14 protein-coding genes are annotated in these 15653 nt (G+C 72.6%); 6 read left to right on the top strand and 8 right to left on the bottom strand.

Going from position 1 to position 15653, the window contains the following annotated elements; all coding sequences use genetic code 11:
* Window positions 1–52: 52 nt before the first annotated feature.
* The gene (locus ACFULQ_RS35850; RefSeq protein WP_383552081.1) at window positions 53–742 is read right to left on the bottom strand and encodes a TetR family transcriptional regulator; all 690 of its coding nucleotides are present in this window, start codon (window positions 740–742) and stop codon (window positions 53–55) included.
* Between the two features lie 173 nt (window positions 743–915).
* Between ACFULQ_RS35850 and ACFULQ_RS35845 the strand changes: the two genes are divergently transcribed.
* Both ACFULQ_RS35845 and ACFULQ_RS35840 read left to right on the top strand, forming a co-directional pair.
* A complete protein-coding gene (locus tag ACFULQ_RS35845; protein WP_383552080.1) occupies window positions 916–1578 on the top strand; it encodes a peptidoglycan-binding protein in 663 nt (220 codons plus the stop codon).
* A gap of 9 nt (window positions 1579–1587) precedes the next feature.
* Complete coding sequence (locus ACFULQ_RS35840) at window positions 1588–2079, top strand: flavin reductase family protein (RefSeq protein ID WP_383552078.1); 492 nt, start codon at window positions 1588–1590, stop codon at window positions 2077–2079.
* A gap of 17 nt (window positions 2080–2096) precedes the next feature.
* On the opposite strand, the gene ACFULQ_RS35835 is transcribed toward ACFULQ_RS35840, so the two are convergent.
* The 4 genes from ACFULQ_RS35835 to ACFULQ_RS35820 form a co-directional block, all read right to left on the bottom strand.
* Window positions 2097–4523 carry a SpoIIE family protein phosphatase gene (locus ACFULQ_RS35835; RefSeq protein ID WP_383552123.1) on the bottom strand — a complete coding sequence of 809 codons (2427 nt, stop codon included), beginning with the start codon at window positions 4521–4523 and terminating at the stop codon, window positions 2097–2099.
* A gap of 229 nt (window positions 4524–4752) precedes the next feature.
* Window positions 4753–5322 carry an antibiotic biosynthesis monooxygenase gene (locus ACFULQ_RS35830; protein ID WP_383552076.1) on the bottom strand — a complete coding sequence of 190 codons (570 nt, stop codon included), beginning with the start codon at window positions 5320–5322 and terminating at the stop codon, window positions 4753–4755.
* 48 nt (window positions 5323–5370) lie between these two features.
* Window positions 5371–5760, bottom strand: a complete 390-nt coding sequence (locus ACFULQ_RS35825; RefSeq protein ID WP_383552074.1) for a hypothetical protein — start codon at window positions 5758–5760, stop codon at window positions 5371–5373.
* A gap of 343 nt (window positions 5761–6103) precedes the next feature.
* On the bottom strand, window positions 6104–7027 hold the full coding sequence (locus ACFULQ_RS35820; protein ID WP_383552072.1) for a MurR/RpiR family transcriptional regulator: 924 nt from the start codon (window positions 7025–7027) through the stop codon (window positions 6104–6106).
* Between the two features lie 169 nt (window positions 7028–7196).
* On the opposite strand from ACFULQ_RS35820, the gene ACFULQ_RS35815 reads away from it, so the two are divergent.
* Together ACFULQ_RS35815 and ACFULQ_RS35810 are read left to right on the top strand one after the other, a co-directional pair.
* The gene (locus ACFULQ_RS35815) at window positions 7197–7361 is read left to right on the top strand and encodes a hypothetical protein (RefSeq protein WP_383552070.1); all 165 of its coding nucleotides are present in this window, start codon (window positions 7197–7199) and stop codon (window positions 7359–7361) included.
* Window positions 7362–7392: 31 nt separating this feature from the next.
* Complete coding sequence (locus ACFULQ_RS35810) at window positions 7393–7794, top strand: DUF3662 domain-containing protein (RefSeq protein ID WP_383552068.1); 402 nt, start codon at window positions 7393–7395, stop codon at window positions 7792–7794.
* A 29-nt stretch (window positions 7795–7823) separates the two neighbouring features.
* Here ACFULQ_RS35810 and ACFULQ_RS35805 read toward each other — a convergent pair whose 3' ends face one another.
* The 3 genes from ACFULQ_RS35805 to ACFULQ_RS35795 all read right to left on the bottom strand — a co-directional run bounded on the left by ACFULQ_RS35805 (window position 7824) and on the right by ACFULQ_RS35795 (window position 12605).
* On the bottom strand, window positions 7824–9500 hold the full coding sequence (locus ACFULQ_RS35805) for an ArnT family glycosyltransferase (RefSeq protein ID WP_383552066.1): 1677 nt from the start codon (window positions 9498–9500) through the stop codon (window positions 7824–7826).
* A 93-nt stretch (window positions 9501–9593) separates the two neighbouring features.
* Complete coding sequence (locus ACFULQ_RS35800) at window positions 9594–11522, bottom strand: phosphatase PAP2 family protein (RefSeq protein ID WP_383552064.1); 1929 nt, start codon at window positions 11520–11522, stop codon at window positions 9594–9596.
* Window positions 11523–11705: 183 nt separating this feature from the next.
* Window positions 11706–12605: an N-acetylglucosamine kinase gene (locus ACFULQ_RS35795; protein ID WP_383552062.1), complete on the bottom strand. Its 900-nt coding sequence runs from the start codon at window positions 12603–12605 to the stop codon at window positions 11706–11708.
* Between the two features lie 309 nt (window positions 12606–12914).
* On the opposite strand from ACFULQ_RS35795, the gene ACFULQ_RS35790 reads away from it, so the two are divergent.
* On the top strand, window positions 12915–14036 hold the full coding sequence (locus ACFULQ_RS35790; RefSeq protein WP_383552060.1) for an ROK family protein: 1122 nt from the start codon (window positions 12915–12917) through the stop codon (window positions 14034–14036).
* A 277-nt stretch (window positions 14037–14313) separates the two neighbouring features.
* Window positions 14314–15642, top strand: coding sequence for an extracellular solute-binding protein (locus ACFULQ_RS35785; RefSeq protein ID WP_383552058.1), 1329 nt, complete (start codon window positions 14314–14316; stop codon window positions 15640–15642).
* Window positions 15643–15653 lie beyond the last annotated feature (11 nt).

Genomic DNA, 15653 nt, shown 5'->3' with positions numbered 1-15653 from the left:
GTCAGCGTATGGCACTCAGTGTCAGGAGTAAAGGTACTGGGTACCCCCTCTTTCAGTCGGCGTCGAGCGTGGACTCGATCTCCTGGACCACCCGCCACAGCGGCGCGCCGCGACGGGAGACGATCACCACCACGTCCTCCGGCCGCTCGTCGGCGGCCGGCGCGCCGGGCGCCCCGAAGGCGGCCTGCACATAGCCGAGCGCGTGCTCCACCGCCTGCTCGGCGTCGTCCTGCCCGTCCGAACGCAGCCAGGAGCGCAGGGCGTTGTTGTGCGCGGCGGCCACGGCGGCGGCGATCACGTCGGCCCGCAGCGTCCCGTCGTGCAGCGGCTTCAGCCGCCCGCGCAGATACGCGGCGAAGGCGCGCTCGTAGCGCCACACCACGGACAGCTCGTAGGCGCGCAGGCCGGGAACCTGCTTGGTGAGGCGGTAGCGCTGGACGGAGAAGGTCGGGTTCTCGGTGTACATCCGCAGCACCAGCCGTACCGCCTCGCAGACCCGCTCCAGCGGGTCGCACCCGGGCTCGCTCGCGTCCAGGAAGGCCGTCACGTCGGTCAGGCAGCGCTCGTGGTCGGGGAAGACCACGTCCTCCTTGGAGGGGAAGTACCGGAAGAAGGACCGGCGTCCGACTCCCGCGAGCGCGACGATGTCGTCGACGGTGGTCTGCTCGTACCCCCGTTCCAGGAACAGCCGGAAGGCGGCCGCGACCAGCGCGTCCCGCATGGGGGGCTTAGTGGAGCTCATGGTCGCGAAAGTAGCACCTCAAGGACATCAGTGGCACTCGGTGCAACCTTATGAGGGAACTGAGTGCTGTCGGTGCAGACCGGGCGCGAGCGCTGAACTCCCGGCCCCGCGGCCCCGTATCTCTCCCCGGGGGACGGCGCAGACCCATGTGCACGGGACGGAAGGAGAACAGGATGCCCACACCGTCCGACCGAGGGGTGCCGCCGGACGACCCCATCGAGCCCATCCGGGTGCTGCGCCCGCGCCGCACCGACGCGCTCGCGGAGCTTCTCAAGGACCTCCCGCCGCGCACGCCCGTCGGCTACGAGTCCTTCGCGCTGACCGCTCCGCCCGCGGGCACGGAGGCGGCGACCGAGGAACTGCCGCCCGTCCGGGACCACGGCCGCGGCGGCGACCGGGACGTCCCCCGCGGGCGGGTGCCCGGACTGCGCCGTACGGCGATCGCCGCGGCCGTGACCGCCGCCGCGGTGATCGGCTTCGGCTGCGCGCTGCTGCTCGCCGACCGCGGGCAGAGCACCGCGGCGGCCGCCCCCCAGCCCGCCACGACCGCCCCCGCGACCCCCGCGCCCACCCCCACCGCCTCCGGCGCCACCGACCCCGACGGCCCCGGCACCCTCCGGGAGGGCGACAGCGGCCCCGAGGTGACCGACCTCCAGGAACGCCTGCGGCACATCCCGAACGTCTACGACAACGGGTCCACCGACGGCACCTACGACGCGACCCTGGCCGCGGCCGTGGCCCGCTTCCAGCTCTGGTACGGCATCCGCGGCGACGAGGACGGGGTGTACGGCGACGACACACGGCGCGACCTGGAGTCCCGTACGGGCGGCGGATGAGCGCGCAGGATGGCGGGCATGGACGCTTTCATCGACCGGCTCGACCCCGACATGTACGTGGTGACCGCCGCCGTGGCCGGCGACCGGGCGGGCTGCCTGGTCGGCTTCGCCTCCCAGTGCTCGATCGAGCCCGTGCGGTTCGTGGTGTGGCTGTCCAAGGCGAACCGCACCTACCGGGTGGCCCGCACCGCGAGCCGCCTCGCCGTCCACCTGCTCACCCGCGAACAGCGCGCCCTCGCCGAGCTGTTCGGCGGGGAGACGGGGGACCGCACGGACAAGTTCGCCCGGGTCCGCTCGCGGCGGGAGACGGGCGGGACCGTCGTGCTGGAGGACGCGGCGGCCTGGTTCGTCGGCACGGTCGTCTCGCGCACCGACGGCGGCGACCACGTCGGCTTCGTCCTGGAACCCGAGGCGTGGGGCGCACGCGAGGACACCGGAGGGACCCCGCTGCTACGGCTCTCCGACGCGACCTCCATCTCCCCCGGCCACCCGGCGGACTGACCCGGACCGAGGGCCGGTCACTCCGGCGCGCCGGGCACCCGGATGTCCACCACGCACACGTCGTCGCGCCGCTCTCCCGGCAGGAGCGAGGTGAGCAGCGCGAGCAGGGCTCCCGGCTCCTCGGTGTGATGGGCCGCGACGGCCGCGGCGAGCCGGTCCAGGCCGAGATCGAGGCCCTCCGAGGGCCGCTCCACCAGGCCGTCCGTGTAGAGCAGGACCCGGTCGCCCGGTTCCAGCACGCAGCGCGCCTCCACGAAGCGCGGATCGGAGCAGGCCCCGAGCAGCATGCCGACCGGGCGCTCCAGATAGCGCACCTCGCCGCCGCGCACCAGCAACGGCGGCGGATGACCGGCCTGGGCCCACACCAGACAGCGCTCGTCGGGCTCGTAGCGGGCCAGGACCATGGTCGCGGTGCCGTGGGAGTCGCGGGAGTGCAGCAGCAGGGTGTTGAGCCGGGCCAGCGCCCCGGTCAGCGAGGACCCGGTGATGACCATGCCCTTGGCGGTGAAGCGCAGTTGGGCCATGGTGGCCACGGCGTCGATGCCGTGACCCGCGACGTCGCCCACCACGAACAGGGCGTCCCCGTCGGGCAGTTCGATCGCGCTGAACCAGTCACCGCCGACGTGGATCCCCGACTGGGCGGGCAGATAGGCCACTTCGACCCGCAGTCCGGCGAGGCGGACCGGCCGGGTGGGCAGCGGAAGCAGCGCGTGCTGGAGCCGGGCGGCCAGGGCCCGCTCGGCGTGCAGCACACCGCCCTGCGTCATGATCGCCCGCTCGCTCTCGACGAGGGCCAGTTCGGCGCTGCGCTGCGCGGTGAGGTCCTGGACGAAGCCGTGCACCTCGACGGGCTGGCTCTCGGCGTCCGGCACCACTTCGGCGACCATCCGCACATGCCGGACCTCGTGCCCGGCCCGGACCCGGAAGGGGACGTCGAACGGGACCCCGGTGCGCACGAGTTCCTCGACGGCCCGCGCCAGCGCCGGGGCGTCCTCGGGCACGGCGAGCCCGGGAAGGTCGGCCAGGCGGGCCGGTCCGAGCGCGGGGTCGCGGCCCAGGACGAGGTAGGTCTGGGAGGACCAGCTGCCCTCGTCGGTGACGAGGTTCCAGTTCGCCCAGCCCAGGTTCCCCAGCCGCTGCACGTCCGCCAGGCGCTGCTCCTGGCGGTCGGAGGAGTTGTGCCGGACCCAGGTGATGACCAGGGCGTCGCCCAGCCGGGCCGCGTGCACGGTGTACAGGGACAGTTCGGCGCTGCCGTCCACCACCGCCTGGTGGGCGAAGGGCTCGCCCTCGAAGGGCTCACCGGTGGTCAGGGTGCGCAGACAGCCGTGCCACACCGCCTCGTCCGCCATGCTCGGCAGGCACTCCAGGACCCGCCGCCCGAGCAGTTGCCGTCCGGTGCGGCCCACGACGTCGACCGCCTCCTCGGTGGCGGCGTCGATCCGGTAGTCGGCGACCTCCCCGTCCGGCCCGCGCAGGGGCGTGAGCAGCATCGCCGAGCCCGGCAGCGAGTCGAACACCGGCTGCGCGGCGGCCGCCGTGGCGTCGGCGGTGGGCGCCTGGCGGGCGCCGAACGACCGGAGCCAGCCCGCGCACAGCCGGGCGACGGCCCGCAGCAGCCGCCGTTCCGAGGGCGAGAAGGGTCCGCTGCGCTCCCGCAGGATCCCGATGCAGACCTCGGCCCCGCCGCCGGTCGGCACCGGCAGCCAGGCGCGGGACAGCCAGCGCTCCGGCGGGTCCCCGATGAGCAGATGCCGCTCCCGGTCCCGCGCGAAGTCCTCCAGCCAGCGCGGCTCCCGCGCCCGGAGCGCCTCGATCGCGGCGATGCCGTTCAGCGGCGGGACCTTCGCCCACTGGCCGGCCAAAGTCTCGTCGATCCCGGCGTGGCCGATCAGTTCGAGTCCGCCGGCGGGCAGTGTCCTGAAGAGCATGAGCGCGTCGGCGTCGACGTCCGCCGCGAGCTCCTCCAGCAGGCACCGGGCCAGGTCCTGGGGGGTGGTGACATGGACGAGGACCTTGCCGAGACGGCCGAGCGCGGTGCTTGCGTCGTCCGGACCGGAGCTGTCGGGACCGGAGCCGTCCGCATCGGTGCCGTGCCGGTCTTCGGCCCCGCCGGCGGCGGTCCGCACCGACTGCGGACGGGCCGGTCCGGGGACCGCGGACAGGGCGGCGCCGGGACGATCCTCGCGGGTGCCGGGCGCCGGGGTGGTCCCGGGCAGCGCGGGCACCAGGGCGCCGAGGCTGAGCCAGCACTCCTCCAGCAGCGTGCGGTCGTCGGCCTTGGCGCGCCTGAGCAGCTCCTCGCCGGCCGCATCGGGTGTGCATCCGGTCAGCGCCATCAGGGCACCCTTGGCCCGCTCCAGCACCGCCGCGGTGGCGGCCTGGTCCCGCAACCGGTCCATCTCCGCACGCTGCCTGGCCACGACCCTGGCCAGCTCGGCCATGTCGGGCGCGGTCCCGGCCTGCGATGGGCCGGCAGGCTCGCTCGTCACGCGTTGAGCATCGCACACGCGGCCCGGATCGATCCCGCTGTTGCCGGCACGCATCGCACGCACCGGTGACCCCGCCCGTTGACGCAACCGGCCGCGCCCCCCGTTCCGGGCGGGATCGGCGGTCGGCGGGTGGATGGTCAGCGGCCCGCGGGCGGATGGTGCGCGGTCTGCCGGTGGATGGTCAGCGATCGGCGGGTGGATACAGCCACCGGCGCAGCAGCCGGCTCAGCAGGGGCATCAGCAGATACGTCAGCACCGGCAGCAGCACCACCGGGAACACGGCGGCCCGCAGCGGGAGCGGCCAGGCGGCGGTCCGGGGCGCCACCAGCCACTGGATCAGCAGGGTGCAGGGGAAGGCGCCGAGGAACGTGGTGAGCACCATCTTCCAGCGGACCGGTGGCCGCACCGTGGTGCCCGGCAGGCTGAACCAGGTCTCCAGGCCGGAGGTCGACTGCCGTTCGCCGCCCAGTTCCGTGGCGACGCCGTCGATCCGGGTGTGCCAGTCGGCCCGCTCCTCGGACTCCAGCCAGGCGGTCAGCCGGTGCGCGTCCGACCAGCGCAGCACCGCGTGGTAGCGGTGGCCGTCCTCGGGACGCAGCCAGGACACGCCCTCATTGCCGGGGAACCGTCTGGCGCAGCGGCTGATGCCCCGCGTCCAGCGCTCGAACTCCCGCTCGTGGCCGGGGCGCACCTCCCACGTGAGGACCGTGGTGACCGGATCGCCGCGCCGTGCGTCGGGGGTGGTGCTCATGCTCACCACGGGTCCCACGTACGGCGTGGATCATGCCCGGCGGGAGGGTCAGCGGCCCTGGTGGTGCACCAGTGCCTGGGTGACCTCGCGGACACTGCGGGCGATGTGCTGGAGCTGGAGGACCTCGGCCGCGTACAGCTTGATGGTGTGCTCGATGACCGACTCCGGCAGCCCGAGTGCCGGCAGGTCGGCGCGGGCGGTCTGGAGCGCGGTGCGGGCGACCCGGATCTCGTGCTGGACCTGGATCTGCGCGTGCCGGGCGAGCAGCACGGTGTGCCGCAGCAGGGCCGGATAGCTCGCGTACCGCGCCGGTACCAGTTCGCGCAGCCACTTGGCGGCGGAGCGCTCCCAGTCGTAACTGCCGGGGGTCTTGACCTGGCAGGGCCAGTCCGGACCGGTCCGGACGAGGGTCCGCGTGGTCGTCAGGGTCATGGTCATCGCTTCCGGTGTGCGGCGTCGTATGGGTGGTCCGACGGATTGGGCGGCCCCGGCCTAGGGGATGACCGGGGCCGCCACGGGCCCGCGTGCAGGCGAGGCCCAACCGAACACCCCGGGCGCCGACGCGGGTAGGTGACGACGGCTCGGGATGTCCGCAAAGGAGCCCTTTCGGGCGGTGGGGTGGGGACGGGGACAGGGGTGCGGACGAGTCCCGGAGTGGTCCCGGGGTGATCCGTGAGCAGTATTTATATATGCCGTCCGCTTTGCAAGGAGTATGAAAACATTCATGCTCGATTTATTACGGATGGTCCCGGTCTGAAGGCCTATGACCAGGGAGGGGAGCTCAGTCCCTGAGGAAGAACTGGTGCTGGTCGGAGATCTGCTCGTACTCCTCCAGCCGCGCCTGGGTCCGCTCGGGATCCGCGTCGGTCATGGCCTGGAGCAGGGCGGCGGCGATCACTCCGGGCGCCGCGTAGGAGTCGAAGACCAGGCGGGAGCCGGTGCCGGTGGTGAACAGCATGTCCGCCTCGTCGGCCACGTGCCCGAGCGCCAGGTCGGTGACGAGCGCGACCTTCAGTCCGGCGCTGCGGGCGACCCGCAGGGCGGTCAGCGTCTCCTGGGCGTGCCGGGGCATCGAGAACGCGAGCACCCAGGTGCCGCCCGCCTCGCGTGACTGGAGGAGGGCGTCGTAGGCGACGCTGCCGCCGCGGGTGACCAGCCGTACGTCGGGATGGATACGGCGGGCCGCGTAGGCGAAGTACTCCGCGAGCGACGCCGAGATGCGCAGGCCCAGGATGGTCAGCGGGGTCGACTCGGACAGCTTGCGGCCGAGGTCGATCACCTGGTCGGGGTCGGCGAAGTCGCGGCGCAGGTTCTCCAGGTTCTCGATCTCCGCGTCGACCGCGGCCTGGAGTTCGTTGCCGCGCGACTCGTCGTCCGCGACCGGGCCGCCGGCGAGCGTGCCGAGGGCGATGGCCTGGAGCTTCTCCCGCAGGGCGGGGTAGCCGCTGAAGCCCACGGCGGCCGCGAACCGCGTCACCGAGGGCTGGCTCACGCCCACGCGCTCCGCGAGGTCGGTGATGGAGAGGAACGCCGCTTCGGTGATGTGCTCGATCAGGTACTGCGCGATGCGCCGCTGCCCGGGCGAGAGCCGGGGCCTGTCGAAGAGCGTCCTGAGCTGGGAGGCCGGGGCGGCCTCCGCTTCCGGTGCGGTTTTGCCCGAGGTGATCGCGGATGCCTGTGCACGTGCCTGCTGCGGCGATGGCACCGAGGCGCCTCCTTTGTCTCCCACGGGGAGTCAACATAGCTCACACGCCCCGGTGACCAGCGCTGGTAGGACGGCGTCGGGCGACCTCGGATCGGGACGGGTACGCCGCCGCCGATCGGGAACCCGCCGCTGGACAAGGACTTCGACGACACACGAGGAGCGGCCCCGTATGACGGTCCCCGAGGAGAACCGGCACAAGACCGACGACACCGACGAGCTCCTGCGCACTCGGCACGACCAGGACGAACCGCCCGCCCCCGGCGGCAGCGGACGGACCCTGCGCGAGGCGTTCGAGGAAGCGCAGCTGGAACCCGACGACTTCGCCCAGGAATGACGCCGCACGCGAACCAGGCAGGTGAGAGGGAATGGGTGCGCTGAGCGCGCTGGAACAGGCAATGGAGCACGGCTGGGAGGCGCTGTGGGCGCGGGTCGTCGGCCGGGAGCCCGTCGAACTCCTGGAGGCGCTGCGTCACGAGTGCGACAGCAACGTGGTGGTGTGCAGTGAGAGCAGGGTGGTGGTCCCGAACGCGTACGACGTCGAGCTCGCGGACTTCGCCTACGACGAACTCGTGCGCCGGGGCAGCGATGTGGGCCAGGAGCTCACCGACAGCCTCGCCCGGCACGGCGAGCAGCGGGGCTACGAGTGGGCGGGTCCGCTCACCGTGCACATCACCCGGTCCGTCCGGGTGCCCAACGGCCGCTACCGGGTGACGAGCAGGGCGATGCCGCACGTGAGCGCCGAGGGCTTCCAGCTCGCGGCCCGCTGAGCGGCGGCGCGCCGCACCTGCCCGGGTGATCATCGGCGGTAGATCGTGATCGAGTGGCCGACCTCGTCGACCGCACGGCTGCCGGCGATCAACTCGGCCAGCCGGCCCTTCGCTTTGGCAACCGAGGAGTCCGAGACGACCAGCAGCCCGCGGACGTCCTCCACCGGCACCTCGCGCGGATCGGACGCCTCGATGCCGTAGGCGGAGGGCACCCCGCTGCCCTTGTACACGAGCCAGATCCGCTCACCCGGATAGCGCTCGCGCAGCCGGTCGGCGAGCCGGCCGAGATCCTGGCCCCAGTCGACGTTGGAGTCGTGCAGCCGCAGATGTGTGCGGGCCGGTCCGCCGAACGCCTCGTTGGAGTACGGCAGATAGTAGGGAAAGGTCCGCAGCGAGCTGACGGCCACGAACAGCACCAGCGCCGCGGTCACTCCCGTCGCCCAGCGCCGCCGTACCGCGAGGACACAACCGGCCGCCACCGTAAGGAACATGGGCAGGAAGAGCGTGTACCGGGTGCCGAAGTCCCGTGAGCCCGTCATGGCCGAGGCCAGCAACACCCCGGCGGGGACCAGCAGATACGGGGCCGCGGGCCGCAACCGCCGTACCGCCACCAGCACCACGGCACCGGCGGCCCACAGCGCGAGCAGACCCAGCGGGGTCTTCACCAGCAGCGCCGCCGGCAGGTAGTACCAGAGGTGCCCGGTGTACACCCGCCCGAACAGGAACCCCTCCCACGGGTGGTTCTCGAACCGGAACTGCAACCGCATCCCGTCCGTGTACGCCTCGGGGAACGGCAGCACATCGGCCAGCGTCCCGCGCAGCCCGTGCACGACCGGCACCGGGTCCTGGGACGTCCACCGCAGCCGCGGGTCGACGACCAGGTACGACGCCCATACGACGGCGATCGCGGCCACCGCCAGCGCGGCCGCGGCCCCGACGGCCTGGAGCAGCCTGCGGCGCGTCCCGGTGTCCCGGCAGGCGCTCCACACCGAGAGCGCGGCCAGCCCCATGAACACCGGCACCGCCGGCAGCGCGCTCATCTTGGTGGCCAGCGCCGCCCCGAGGGCGAGACCGGCGAGCGGCAGGTACCGGCGGGGCCTGACGCGGGCCCGCCACAGCAGCCACGCCGAGGTGAGCAGGAAACCGGCCGTCGGCACGTCGAGGGTGGCCAGCGAACCGTGGGCGACGACGTCGGGGGAGAAGGCGTACAGGGCGAGGGCCGCGAGTCCCGCGGCCGTTCCGGCGAGTTCGCGGGCGAAGGCGAACACCACCAGTGCGAACAGCAGCGTCAGCACGATCACCGGGAGCCGGGCCCAGAACATCAGCCGCCAGGGATCGTTGCCCGACTCGTAGAGCAGGTGGGGGCCGAGGTCGATCTGGGGGCCGTCGAACGCCGTGTCCACGTGCGGGTCGGCGATCGCCACCCCGGCGGCGATCACCAGCTTGCCGAGCGGCGGGTGCTCGGGGTTGTAGCGGATGCCCTGACCGTGCAGGTACTCGGCGGCCGTGGCCACGTAGACGGGTTCGTCGATCGTGGGGGTCTGCTGGACCGCGGTCGTCACCATGACGGCCGCCATCTGGGCCAGCAGCACGACGACGAGGAGCGGCACCAGCCACCGCCGGGCGGGTCGTGGCTGCCGCTCCTCGTCGCGTGACCCGGACTCGGGAACCGTGTCCAGGACCGTCTGCTGCTCGCTCGTCATCATCCGCCCCGCGGCGACGCCGGGCGGGCGGTGGCGGGAGCGATCCGGAGGGACCTCATGAGGGCCACTCTCGCACCGGCTCCCGCCCCGCGGGCGTCACCGCTTCAGGAGTCGTACCGACAGACCTTCCGTCGTGTAGACGGGTACGGCCCGCAGCGTGCCGGAGTTCAGCTCCACGCGGTCGAACTGGCCGCGCAGCACCGGTGCGCCGAGGACGCGGACGGTCTGCCCGGCCTTCGGGGGCTTGTTCGCGTCCAGCCGCAGCGACAGCACGCTGCCCGTGCCGAGCACGGCGCGCCGGGTCACCTGAAGGACCGGCTCCTGACCGGAGCGCAGGGTGAGCTCCAGCGTGCCGGACTCCTGGGTGTAGGTGCCGTGGACCTGGAGCGACCTGTCGGTGAGCGTGAGCCGGCCGCCCCGGACGCGGACGTCGCCGTGGCCGAGCGCGTGGGCCGAGGCGGCGACCAGGGCGCCCTCCTGGAGCACGGTCCCGCCGGTGTAGCGGTTGTGGCCCGTCAGGGTCAGCGTGCCGCTGCCCTTCTTGGTCAGTCCGCCGCAGCCGTCGATGTCGTTGCGCCAGCTGTCGGCCGCGTGGAAGCCGCCCAAGGCCGCGTCGAGGGTGACGGTGACGTCGGAGTCGAAGGAGCCGTATCCGTCCGCCGCGGCGAACAGGTTGAGCCGGCCCCACTGCTCCCAGCCGTCCAGCAGGACGTACCCGGAGGGCAGCCCGGTGGTGCGCAGCACCTCACGGCGCTGGGCGGCGTCCAGGTAGGGCTGCCGGGTCTCCAGCAGCACCTCGGCGCCCTTGGGCACGGTGAGCGGCTTGCTGCGGCCCTCCCGTTCGAGGACATAGGTCAGCCGGGGCGTCACCGCACGCTCGTTCGCCTTCCGGTTCGCGTACGGGTCGGCGGGGTCCGAGTGCGCGTAGGCGAACAGGGTGTCGGCCGTCGTGCCCGTCCGCTGCGTGAAGTAGGCCAGCGCCTGGGCCCGGGCGTCCGCCTTGAGCTGCGCGTTCGCCGGGTCGGCCAGCGTGGCGGCGGCCAGGGCGGTGGCCATGATCCGGCCGCCCATGACGTCGACCGTGGAGTGCATGCCCGCCAGGATCCGGGTGTGGCTCAGCTCGATCGCGCGGGTGACCAGCTCCTGGAACCGCTCGGGCACGGCGTACGCGTAGGCCAGTGAGGCCAGGTGGTAGGCGTTGGTGTGTCCGCTGGGGAAGCCGCCGTCGTCCGCCGGCGAGGTGCTGCGCTGACGCAGCAGCTGAGGCGCCACGACCACCTTCGACTCGTACACCGGGTAGCCGAGCGCGTCCTTCTGGCCGGTGTCGACGACCTGGCTGTCCTCGTTCATGCGCCAGGGGCGCGGGTACAGGTAGGCGTACTTGGACGGGTTGCCCGACGCCCAGTTGCCGCGCAGGGTGTCCACCAGCGTGGCCACCTTGCCGAGCTCCGAGTCGTGGGAGCCCGCGCCGAGCGCCGATCCGGCCGGGGCGTCGGCGGGCAGGGTGTCGTCGATGGTGGTCGGGGGAGTGCCGTCGGGCGCGACGGTGATCGAGGTGACCGCCTTGGCGCCCGCCTTGTAGAGGGGGGCGAGCGGGCCGAGGCCGTCGATCGTGGAGTAGCTCTGGTGCATGCGGTCGTAGAGGAACGCGGTCTTCGCCTCGGCCGGGGTGCGCCGGGTCGTGACGTCGATGCTGTAGCGCACGTTGGCGCGCAGGATGTCGTGCCGCAGCGGTGTGCCGGTGTTCCAGGCGTCGCCGGTCTTCCATATCTGCGCGAAGCCGCCGAGCGCGCGCACGACCGCGTTGGTCTCGGGCGTGCGGTTCGCGGAGAGGTTGGTCTTGTAGTCGTCGACGAACGCGAGGGGAGCGGCGGCGGCCTTCGCGTCGGCGGCGGCGAGCCAGCCGACCAGGGTGGGCGCGGCCACGACACCGGCGGTGGCGCCGAAGGAGGTCTTCAGGAAGCCCCTGCGGTTCACGCCTGCGGTGGTACGCGCGGGGGAGTGCTGCCCGGCGGATGACGGCATGGATGAGCCTCTCTTCAGTTCTGCGGCCGTACGGCCGGGGCGGTAGTGCACATGACAGTGATGCGGCTGCGACTCATGATGCGCCTGAGGCCCTGAGCGTCGAATGCGCTTTCTGAAGTCGTGCGAGCGAAGATCTACGGGCGAGTCATGTCGGAGCGGAGGAGACTCGGCGACGAGGGCATGTCACACAAGTGAACGGGCCATCGCCACCGCGCCCTCGACCGGCGGCGCCCGCAGCGGACGCGGCCGGGCCGACGGCACACCGTCGGCGAGCGCCGACGCGAAGGCGTCGTACAGCGAGGGCTGGGCGAGGACGGTGCTGCCCGCGACCACGACGTCGTCGACCACGGCCCCGCGCGCGGCGAGGCGCTCGACGAGCGCGGCGAGGGCCCGGCCCGCCTCGGCGATCACCGTGCGGGCGAGGGCGGATCCGGCCTCGGCGGCCGCGAAGACGGCCGGGGCGTGCCGGCCCCACTCGGCGGAGGCGGCCGTGACATGCTCCAGCGCGGCGGCGAGCGCGGGTACCTCGGGGACGTCGAACCCGGACAGCAGGGCGAGCGCCAGCGCGTCGGGCTCCTCGCCGCGGTCGTGCGCCGCCCATACGGCGCGGACGGCCTCGCGGACCAGACCGGCGGCCCCGCCCTCGTCGCCGAGGAGCGCGCCCCAGCCGCCCACCTGGACCGGGGTGCCGTCGGCGAGACGGCCGACGGCCACGGAGCCGGTGCCGGCGACCAGGCCGACCCCCTTCTCCAGGCCCGCGGCCGGGACCAGCAGTTCGGCGTCGCCCACGACCAGCGCGGGCACGTCGAAGTGCAGGTGGAGGGCGGTGCGGATCTGCGCGCACTGGCGCGGGGTCTCACAGGCGTGCCCGCCGACGGCGAGGGCGGACGGGCGTACGCCCGCGGGAAGCGCCTCGGTGGCGAGCGCGGCCAGCCAGCCGGCGGCGGCCACGGGGTCGTGCGGCCGCCAGCCGCCGCTGGAACGGACGTGATCGGCCACGAGAGCGTCGCCCGCGTAGGCGCGGAGCTGTGTCTTGGTGCCGCCCACGTCGATGCCGACCACCAGGGGTGCGGTGTCCTGCACGGATCCTCTTTCGTCGGTGCAATGGGTGCTGCGACGGTGGGCGAACCGTGCCTGGAGGCAGGGCAGTTGATGCTCTAGGGAAGCCCCGGGACGGGCTTCTGTCGGACCACGGCAGGCGAGTACCGTGACGTTCGTTAGGAAGTTAACTAACGAAGTACAGTGCCTGTCAATAGGCGTCGCGCACCTGGCTTCCCGGGCCTCCTCCCCGAGCCGGGAACGCGTGCCGCCGGAGCAACCCATCGCCGCCTCCCACCGAGCCGATCGTCCCGGGAGAGCAGCCTGTGACCTGGGGGAACTGTGGAACACGACGTGGTAAGAGCCCCCCGTCTGACCGAGAGCGCGAGCGCGGTGTTCGCCGTGCTGGCCCAGGCCGGCACCGCGACCCGGCCGCAGCTGGCGAGCCTCGCGCGCCTGTCCAAGCCGACGGTCTCCTCCGCCGTGGCCGAACTGGAGGGCGTCCACCTCGCCGCCCACTCCGGCACCTCGTCGGGCGCCACCGGCCGCAGTGCCGCCGTCTACCGTCTCGGCCCGGCCGCCGGCGCCGTGCTCGCCGTCGACCTGGGCCCTTCCCTCACCCGGGTGCGCGGCTGCGCCCTGGACGGCACCCTGCTCGCCGAGGCCACCGGACCCCGCGAGGACGCCGCCGACGTCGTACGGGAGGCACTGTCCGCGCTGCCCCCGGACGCCCCCTTGCGCACCATCGTCGTGGCCGTCGGTGACGTCACCGCACCGCAGCGGATGCGCCCCGCCACCGCGAAGGCCGGTCCCGTCTTCGACGCGGTGACCGTCGCGCTGCCGCCCGGAGTCCCCGTCCACCTGGAGAACAACGTCAACTGCGCCGCCCTCGCCGAACTGCACGAGGGCGCCGCCCGCGGCCGGGACACCTTCGGCTATCTGCGGATCGGCGTCGGTATCGGTCTCGGCATCGTCGTAGGGGGACATGTGCTGGCCGGTGCCAACGGCGCCGCGGGTGAGCTCGCCCGGCTGCCCTACCCCTGGGACGACGACCTGGAGCCCCGCCACGAGGCCCTGGAGGAGTACATCGGGGCCCGCTCTTTGCTGCGCCGGGCCGCGGAGGCCTGGCCGGAAGTCGACGGCGCCGGCCCCCGCAGCGCCGAGCAGCTCTTCGCCCTCGCGGAACAGGGCAGCGCCACGGCCCGCGCGATCGTCGACCGGCACGCCGTGGACGTGGGCCGGCTGGCCGCCGCGGTGACCGCCGTACTGGACCCCGGGCTGCTCGTCCTGGGCGGCAGCACCGGTGCGTTTCCGCAGCTCCTGCCCGGTGTGCGGGCCGAGCTGGAGCGGCTGAGCTGGCCCACCGAGGTGGTCAGCAGCCAGGTCGGTGATCTCGGCACCGTGGTGGGTGCCGCCCGCCTGGCCGTCGCCAGAGGAGTCCAAACCGTGACCCAGCCTGTGCGGACGAAGGATTGACGGTTTCGGACTCGGTCTGCCAATGTCCGGACAAGCGCTTTCTAAGTCGGCCGGGACGCCGGCTTGGGGCGAGCGTCCCGCCCGTACTCGACGTACGGCAACCGCACGAGGGCGTGCCCGTGCGGTGACGGTCCAGGGGGCCGGGGATCCTCGCCCGTCAGGATGACGCGGCCGGGCGAGGCCGTGCCCTCGGAAAGCGAACCTCCTGCAAACTGCACCAGTGCCGCCAAGATCGGCGCCGTGCTCCGTCCCCTACGACGAAAAAAAGGGATCGAAGATGACCACTGTGGGTGTGCGGCGCTCTCGCCGTCTCGGCCGCGGCGGCACGCGCCGCCTGGTTTCCCTCGCTGCCGCTGTCGCGGCAGGTGCTCTGACGCTCACCGCCTGTGGCGGGGACGGCAGCTCCGGCGGTACCTCCAAGTCGCTGACGTTCTGGATCTCCACGGTTCCCGGGCAGGACGCGGGCTGGAAGAAGGTGGTGGCGCAGTACAAGAAGGAGACCGGCGTCAACCTCAAGCTCGTCAACATCCCCTACGACGGCTACACCACGAAGCTGCACAACGCCGCGCAGGCCAACTCCCTGCCCGACGTGGCCGCCGTGCCGGCGCTGGACCCGATCTGGTCGAGCAAGCTGCTGGACCTCAGGTCCATCGCCGACAAGAAGAGCAACAACATCAACGCCAACTTCCTGGCGAAGGACTCGTCCGGGAAGGTGCTGGCCATCCCCTCGGACGTCACCGCGTCCGGCCTGTTCATCAACAAGTCCCTGTTCGAGAAGGCCGGTGTCTCCTTCCCGACCGAGCCGTCGAAGACCTGGACCTGGACCGACTTCATCGCCGCGGCCAACAAGGTCCGCGAGAAGACCGGCGCCAAGTACTCCCTGACCTTCGACCAGTCGCCGTCGCGACTGCGCGCCATGGTGTACGAGATGGGCGGCCAGTACGTCCACGCCGACTCCTCCGGCAAGTTCTCGGTGGACGCGGCGACCAAGAAGGCCGTGAACACCTTCGTCGGCTGGAACGACGACAAGACCATGCCGAAGTCGGTGTGGACGTCCGGCGCCGACCCGTCCGCCATGTTCCAGAGCGGTGACGTGGTCGCCTACTGGTCCGGCGTGTGGCAGGTCGCCTCCTTCGCGGACAGCATCAAGAAGTTCGAGTGGGCGAGCGTCCCGACCCCGGCTGAGCCGGTGCAGGCGAGCGACGTGAACGCCGGTGGCAACATCGTCGGCTTCAACAACAACGCCGACGCGTCCAAGGCCGCGACGAAGTTCCTGACCTGGCTGTACGAGCCGGCCCACTACAAGGTGCTGTGCGAGGCGTCCGGCTTCCTGCCGGTCGAGAGCGGTCTGAACCCGACGTACCCCTTCAAGTCCGAGGCGGCGCAGGCGGCGTTCAAGCTCTACAACGAGGAGATCCCGCTGTACGCCCCGATCTCCGGCTACTTCAACGGCGCGCAGACCAACTGGGTGCTGAAGGGCAAGAGCCTCACCGAGGACCCGACCAAGACGGAGCTCGGCAAGGCGATCAACGGCCAGCAGTCGGCCGACAAGGCCCTGGAGAACATCGTGGCCGGCTACAACCAGCAGGTCGGCGGCGTGTCGTAGGCCGACGGGAC

The organism is Streptomyces sp. NPDC057253 (assembly GCF_042669125.1).
In the GTDB taxonomy this organism is placed as follows: domain Bacteria; phylum Actinomycetota; class Actinomycetes; order Streptomycetales; family Streptomycetaceae; genus Streptomyces.
The sequence above is the reverse complement of the archived record's forward strand: the minus strand, read 5'-3'. Positions and strand labels throughout refer to the sequence as shown.